This window comes from Subtercola sp. YIM 133946 (genome assembly GCF_036553535.1).
GTDB lineage: Bacteria > Actinomycetota > Actinomycetes > Actinomycetales > Microbacteriaceae > Subtercola.
The window spans coordinates 134,368-140,994 of the sequence record NZ_JAZHPE010000032.1; the positions used below are offsets into that span (position 1 = coordinate 134,368).

Annotated in this window: 6 protein-coding genes and 1 tRNA gene; 6 read left to right on the forward strand and 1 reads right to left on the reverse strand. The window is 67.3% G+C overall.

The annotated features are described in order from the left end of the window. Positions 1–294 precede the first annotated feature (294 nt). Positions 295–735, forward strand: coding sequence for a hypothetical protein (locus V3W46_RS11300; protein ID WP_331783215.1), 441 nt, complete (start codon positions 295–297; stop codon positions 733–735). A gap of 13 nt (positions 736–748) precedes the next feature. On the opposite strand, the gene bcp is transcribed toward V3W46_RS11300, so the two are convergent. Beyond that, a complete protein-coding gene (gene bcp, locus V3W46_RS11305; RefSeq protein WP_331783216.1) occupies positions 749–1,234 on the reverse strand; it encodes a thioredoxin-dependent thiol peroxidase in 486 nt (161 codons plus the stop codon). 118 nt (positions 1,235–1,352) lie between these two features. Here bcp and V3W46_RS11310 point away from each other — a divergent pair. The 5 genes from V3W46_RS11310 (at position 1,353) to V3W46_RS11330 (ending at position 6,464) form a co-directional block, all read left to right on the forward strand. Then, positions 1,353–1,425: transfer RNA gene (locus tag V3W46_RS11310), tRNA-Lys, on the forward strand. Between the two features lie 17 nt (positions 1,426–1,442). Further along, entirely contained in the window at positions 1,443–3,341 is a 1,899-nt protein-coding gene (locus V3W46_RS11315) for a hypothetical protein (RefSeq protein WP_331783217.1), read from the forward strand. Positions 3,342–3,492: 151 nt separating this feature from the next. Next, on the forward strand, positions 3,493–3,621 hold the full coding sequence (locus V3W46_RS11320; RefSeq protein ID WP_331783218.1) for a hypothetical protein: 129 nt from the start codon (positions 3,493–3,495) through the stop codon (positions 3,619–3,621). Between the two features lie 55 nt (positions 3,622–3,676). Further along, a complete protein-coding gene (locus V3W46_RS11325) occupies positions 3,677–4,879 on the forward strand; it encodes an ROK family transcriptional regulator (RefSeq protein ID WP_331783219.1) in 1,203 nt (400 codons plus the stop codon). A gap of 256 nt (positions 4,880–5,135) precedes the next feature. Then, positions 5,136–6,464 (forward strand): ABC transporter substrate-binding protein, encoded by a 1,329-nt coding sequence (locus V3W46_RS11330; RefSeq protein ID WP_331783220.1) that lies wholly within the window; start codon positions 5,136–5,138, stop codon positions 6,462–6,464. Positions 6,465–6,627: the final 163 nt, after the last annotated feature.

Consider the following 6,627-nt stretch of genomic DNA (forward strand, 5'->3'; position numbering starts at 1 on the left):
GTCAGACCTCAGTTCGGGTTTCGCTCGACCGCTCATGCTTTAATGGTTCAACGCGTGTATCGGCTCAGTGTGAGGTGACACACCGCGCCGCACGCGTCAACACAGCAAGTGGGAATGACCCGCCGTGCGTTCTGCGCGAACGCACTCACAATGAACGCGTCAGCGTAGACCAGCATTGGGTGCTTGGGATATTTCTCACGTCGCACCCCCACGACATTGTGAGCAACAATCGACCTCAAATATGGTCGCATACTGGTACGGGCAAATCAAGGTTTTTCTGAAGGTACGGAGCTAATGGGCAACACCGACGAACATGAGAATTCCGCCGAATTCCAGGCTTCGGATGCCCGTGCCCGCCGCCCGGTGATGCTGGTGCTGCTCGGCATCCTGCTGCTCGCCGAGGCCGCCGTCGTGCTCGCCGTGGGGGTGTGGCAGATCGGTCAGCTGCCCACCATCGCGTCGGATTCGCTGCCCACGGGCATCGCGTTGCTGGTGCTCGTGCTGGCCGCCGGCCTCTGGGTGCTGGCCATCGCGGTGGGGGTCTTCCGCATGCGCCCGTGGACCCGCGGCGCCGCCCTCACCTGGCAGGTTCTGCAGATCATCGTCGCCATCTGCTGCTTTCAGAACATCTTCGCCAGCCCCGACGACGGCTGGCCGCTGCTCATCGCCGGGTTGCTCGGCATCGGCCTCGTGCTCTCGCCGTCGGTCGTCGCAGCGACCCGCCGCGAGCTCTGACGAACCCCAGCCCTCAGCCCGCGTTGATCCCGAGCTTCTTGCGCAACGACGCCACGTGCCCCGTCGCCTTCACGTTGTACAGGGCCAGCGTGACGGCCCCCTCTTCGTCGACGACGAAGGTCGAGCGCAGCACGCCGGTGACGGTCTTGCCGTACAGCGACTTCTCGCCGTAGGCCCCGTACGCCTTGTGCACCGCGAGGTCGAGGTCGGAGAGCAGCGGGAAGTTCAGCCCCTGCTCCTCGGCGAACGTCGCCAGTGCCGGCACCGGGTCTTTCGACACGCCCAGCACCTGGTACCCGGCGCTCTTCAGCGAGTTGATGTTGTCGCGGAAATCGCAGGCCTCGGTCGTGCATCCGGGGGTGCCGGCGGCCGGGTAGAAGTACACGACCACCTTCTGGCCGCGGTAGTCGGAGAGGCTCACGGGGCTGCCGGTGGAGTCGTCGAGGGTGAAATCGGGGGCGACCGACCCGGCCGCCAGTCGTTCTGAAGTGTCGGTCACGGTGCTCTCACATCTCTCTGAGAGAGGCTCTCTGGCCTCTGTCGAACGCCGGTTCGACCCGGCTGTATCCTCATGCTAGTGTTTATCCTCGGCTCCGTTGTTCGCTTCGGAGGCGCATGCACCTCTAGCTCAATTGGCAGAGCAACTGACTCTTAATCAGTGGGTTCCGGGTTCAAGTCCCGGGGGGTGCACTCTTCAAGGACGTGATGTGACACCTCTCGCCACCCGCCGCCCCGACGTGCTGGTTCTCGCGGGCATCCTCGTCGTCTACCTCGCCCTCGCCGGCATCACGCTCGTCACCTGGCAGTCGGCCGGGTTGCCGCTCACCGGCGACGAGCCGCACTACATGGTGATCACCCGTGGAATCGTGGTCGACCACACCCTCGAGCAGACCGCGCCCTACCGCGAGGCGTTCGCCCAGGGGCTCTTTCTCGGCCCGGGCATCACCGACCCGCCGTCGCCCGCGAACACGCACGCCTACCTCGGGCCGCACGGACTGTTCAACATCCACAGCTTCGGGCTGCCGCTGCTGCTCGCGGTTCCGTACGCCCTGCAGGGCGTCGTCGGCGCGAAGGCCTTCCTGGTGCTGGTGGGTGCCGTGGGCGTGGCGCTGATGTGGATGATCGGCGGCGTGTTCACCGAGCGCCGAGCGATTCGCGGGTTCGCGGTCGCGGCCGTGGCGATCGGCATGCCCCTGCTGCCGGGCGCGAACCAGATCTTCCCCGACCTGCCCGCGGGCGTGCTCGCCCTGGTCGGGCTGTACTGGCTGCTCACCGTCGCGAAGCGCCGGCCGGTGTGGGTCGAGGTGCTTCTCGGCCTGTGCGTCGCCTACCTGCCGCTGCTGCAGATCAAGTTCGCCGCGCCCGCGACGATCCTCGTGGTCGCACTCGCCGTGGCGCTGTACCGGCGTGACCCGAAGGGCGCGCGGCGCTTCAGGTCGGCGCTCGTGGTGGTCGTGCCGTTCGCGGTGCTGCTGGGCATCCTGTTCGCCTTCAACGAGTACGCCTTCGGCAACCTCACCGGGCCGTACGAGGCCGGCGCGTTCCAGCTCGGGCCGCAGGCCGTGATGGTGTTCATCGGCCTGGCGCTCGACCAGAACCAGGGGTTCGTCTTTCAGAACCTCATCGCCCTCGCGGGCCTCGTCGGCGTGGGGTTGCTGTTCGCCCGCCGCGCCGGCTTCACGGTGGTGTGGATGCTCGTGCTGCTGTCGCTCATCGTGCCCAATGCCGTTCTGGCCAACCAGTACGGCGGGTACTCGTTCATCGGCCGCTTCGGGTACGCAGCGGCTCTCGTCTTCACCGTCGCGACGCTGTGCGCCCTGGCGCGGTTGGGGGAGCGCAGCCGCCTCTGGTTCGGCATCGTGGCCGGTGTCGCGCTGGCGCTGCAGCTGGCCTTCTGGCTCTACTACACCTTCTCGCAGGCCGTGCTCGGCAATGCGGGCCGGGTGCTCTACAACCACGGCGCCGACGCCTGGCTGCAGAACTACACGGCGTTCTACTTTCCGCTGCAGCAGTGGCTGCCGGCCCTGTACGACACGACGTGGGCGTTCACGTTCCTGCCGAACTACGCCTGGGCGCTCGCGGCCTGCGCCCTGGTTGCTTCGGGGTTCGCCCTCGGCTTCGGGCACCGCTCGCGGCGCCGGCGGGTGTGGATGCCCGGGGTCGCCGTGGTCGCGGCCGTCATCGTCGTGGCGGGCTTCGTGAGCGTCGCGCCGACACCGCCGCGCGTCTACGCGGCCTCCGAGCTGCTCGTCGCGCAGGGAACGACGTCGGAGGCGGGCATCACCGCCTCGGCCGAGACCGGCAGCGCGGCCGGCTACGTGACGTACGGGCCGCTGGCCCTGCTGCGCGAGGGCACGTACACGCTGTCGCTCACCTATTCGAGCCCGGCAGACCCGACGACCGTGGTGGGTGGCTGGCAGCCGAAGCTGGCCGATGACCCCTCCCAGTGGACGGCCGACCTCATGGGCACCGACGGTGAGGTGGTGACCGTCAGTCGAGACGTCGACCTGACCAACTTCTCGCCGGCCACTCTGCAGGCCCGAACCCTCTGGAACGGCGTGTCGAGCATCACTATCGCGTCAGTTACGTACGCGCCGCGACAGTAGGGCCGCGCCGGCCGGCCGACCTGCTACGCTCACCTTCGGTGCTTGATCCGAGACCCTGAATTCGCACCCGCACCAGCATCGCCCGCTCCACCTGCACCGCCCCGATCAGCCCGAACCATGTGAACCATTTGACCGGTCAAAGGAGACCGACATGACACAGAGCGAAATCGCCCACTCGAACGATCCGCACGCCGGGCTCAAGCGTGCCTTCACCGCGACGGGCCTCACCGTGCTGACAGCCGTGACCGCGGTTCTCGTCGTCGTCGCCGTCACGCACTGACGCCCGCCGCTACTCGCCGACGCGTCGACCTCCGTCGGCCCGCTAGGGTCGACGTATGTCTTCGGCAGCCGACCCGTCGCCCCGCGCGCACGGTGTCGGTGGCACCACAGAGGAGCTGCGCCGCAGCAATCTCGCGCGCATCCTCGGCTTGGTGCACCGCCGGGGCGAGCTCTCGCGGGCCGAGCTGACCCGTCTGACGGGCCTCAACCGGTCGACCATCGGCAACATCACGAGCGAGCTGCGTGACCTCGGTCTGGTCACCGAGAGCATGCCCGAGTCGGGAGTCTCGTCGCGTGCCGGGCGACCGAGCCCCATCGTCGCCGCCTCGGGTGACGTCGCCGCCATCGCGGTGAACCCCGAGGTCGACGCCATCCACGTCGGCCTGGTGACGCTGGGTGGTCGTGTCTCGCGACGGGTTCGCATCGAGACGAGCGCGGCCCCCAGCTCGGCCGACGTGGTCGAGCTGGCCCGTGCAGCCATCGCCGGACTGCTCGCGCTGCAGCCGACCCCGTTGAGAATCGTGGGCGTCGGCCTGGCGGTACCCGGGCTCGTTCGCACCGCCGACGGCCAGGTGCGCAGTGCCGACCACCTCGGCTGGGTCGACGAGCCGCTCACCGAGATGATGGCCGAGGCCACGGGCTACCGCACCGTCGCCGCCAACGCGGCCCAGCTCGGCATGCGGGCCGAGAGCGTCTTCGGGGCCGGCAGGGGAGTCGACGACCTCGTCTACCTGATCGGCGGCGCGAGCGGCATCGGCGGCGGGGTGGTCACGGGCGGCCAGCTGCTCACCGGCGCAGAGGGCTACGCGGCCGAGTTCGGCCACACCTTTGTGGCCAGTGACGGCGTCGCCTGCACCTGCGGGTCGACCGGCTGCTTCGAGGCCGAGGTCACCCAGGGCGCCCTGCTCGACTCGGTGGGTCTCGGGGCGAGTGAAGTGGATGCCCTGGCCGGCCGCCTGCGCGAATCGACCGACCCGGCGGTGCTCGACCTCGTGCGCCGCGACCGCGAACTCGTGCGCATCGCCCTGCGCAACGCCGTCAACCTGTTCAACCCCGCGATGGTCATCGTGGGCGGATTTCTCGCCGCGCTCTACGCCGACGACGCCATCGCCGACCTCGCCGCCGACTCGATCGCGGCCTCGCGGGAGTCGCTCGCGGTCGCACCCGCCCTGCTCGGCCCCGACCAGCTGATGGTCGGCGCCGCCGAGCTCGTCTTCTCGGAATTATTGCTCGATCCGGCGGCCATTCTCGGGGTGTAACCGCTCTCATGCATCGGCGTGTCGCCGATTGTTTCTGTAACAAACTAATCTCGATTTCGGGGCAGCATCAGCGCCAGATCGCCGTCATTGCAACGATCGTGCCCAGCGGGCATCCGTTCGCCCGCACCCACTGCCGACGGCATGACTTGCATTACACCCCGACTCGTGCGTATGTTGTGGAGGTCAACAAACGGCATCGGAGTGGCTGCCCCTCACCAGCACACGCAGCATCCACTCCTCTACAAGGAGGTATTTGATGCGCAAGAGGCTACTCGCGACAGGCGCCATACTGGCCGCCAGCGCGCTTCTGCTCGCCGGCTGCTCAGGCGGCTCGAGCAGTTCAGACAGCAGCAGCGACGCTGTGAACACCAACCCCGACGGCAAGGGCCAGACCCTCACCCTCTGGGACTACGAAGACGACACCAGCGCCATGGGCATCGCGTGGAATGCTGCCATCAAAGAGTTCGAGACCGAGACCGGCGCCACCGTCAATTTCGAGGCGAAGAGCTTCGAGGGAATCCGTTCGACCGCGAGCCAGGTGCTGAACTCGGATGCCGCACCCGACATTCTCGAATACAACAAGGGCAACGCCACTGCCGGCCTGCTGGCCAGCCAGGGCCTGCTGTCGAACCTCGACGCCGCCGTCTCGGCCTACGGGTGGGACAAGAAGCTCGCCCCCTCGCTGCAGACCACCGCGAAGTACGACGACAAGGGCGTCATGGGTTCGGGCAGCTACTACGGCATTCCGAACTACGGCGAGTTCGTCGACGTCTACTACAACAAAGACATGTTCGCGAAGTACAACATCGCGGTGCCGACCACGTTCGACGAGTTCGAGGCGGCCCTGGCCACCTTCAAGGCGAACGGCATCACGCCGCTGGCCGAGTCGGCCGCCGAATACCCGCTCGGCCAGCTGTTCTACCAGCTCGCCCTGACCAACGCGACGCGCCAGTGGGTCACCGACTACCAGACGTACACCGGCACCGTCGACTTCCACGACGCCGACTTCACCTTCGCGGCGAACACCATCAAAGACTGGGTCGACAAGGGCTACATCTCGTCTGACGTAACAGGGCAGAAGGCAGAGGATGCCGGAACCGCGTTCGAGGCGGGCACCAACCCGATCTTCTACTCGGGTTCGTGGTGGTACGGCCGGTTCGTGAAGGAGATCACGAACTTCCAGTGGTCGTCGTTCCTCTACCCGGCCACGATGGCGCCCGGCTCGAGCGGAAACCTGTGGGTCGTGCCCGAGAACTCGAAGAACAAAGACCTCGCGTACAAGTTCATCGACATCACCATGAGCGCCCCCATCCAGGCCCTGATCGGCAACAACGGCGGCATCCCGGTGGCGGCGAACTCGGCCGACATCACCGACCCGAAGAGCAAAGAGCTGATCGACAACTTCAACACGCTCACGGCTCGGGACGGTCTGGCGTTCTACCCCGACTGGCCCACCCCGACCTTCTACGACCAGCTGAACGCCGGTCTGCAGGAGCTCGTGAACGGCTCGAAGTCTCCAGACGACTTCCTCACCGAGATCGGCGGCGAGTACCAAGACGGGGTCGACACCATCACCAAGGGCTGACCTGGCGGGGGTTTCGATACGCGGCTGCGCCGCGGGGGTTTCGATACGCGGCTGCGCCGCTACTCAACCGCCGCGGCTGCGCCGCTACTCAACCACCGCGGCTGCGCCGCTACTCAACCACCGCGGCTGCGCCGCTACTCAACCACCGCGGCTGCGCCGCGAC

Excerpts from the sequence above, each read along its gene's own strand:
- V3W46_RS11300 (WP_331783215.1), top strand. The coding sequence starts at position 295 with ATGGGCAACACCGACGAACATGAGAATTCCGCCGAATTCCAGGCTTCG.
- V3W46_RS11320 (WP_331783218.1), top strand. The coding sequence starts at position 3,493 with ATGACACAGAGCGAAATCGCCCACTCGAACGATCCGCACGCCGGGCTC.
- V3W46_RS11325 (WP_331783219.1), top strand. The coding sequence starts at position 3,677 with ATGTCTTCGGCAGCCGACCCGTCGCCCCGCGCGCACGGTGTCGGTGGC.
- V3W46_RS11330 (WP_331783220.1), top strand. The coding sequence starts at position 5,136 with ATGCGCAAGAGGCTACTCGCGACAGGCGCCATACTGGCCGCCAGCGCG.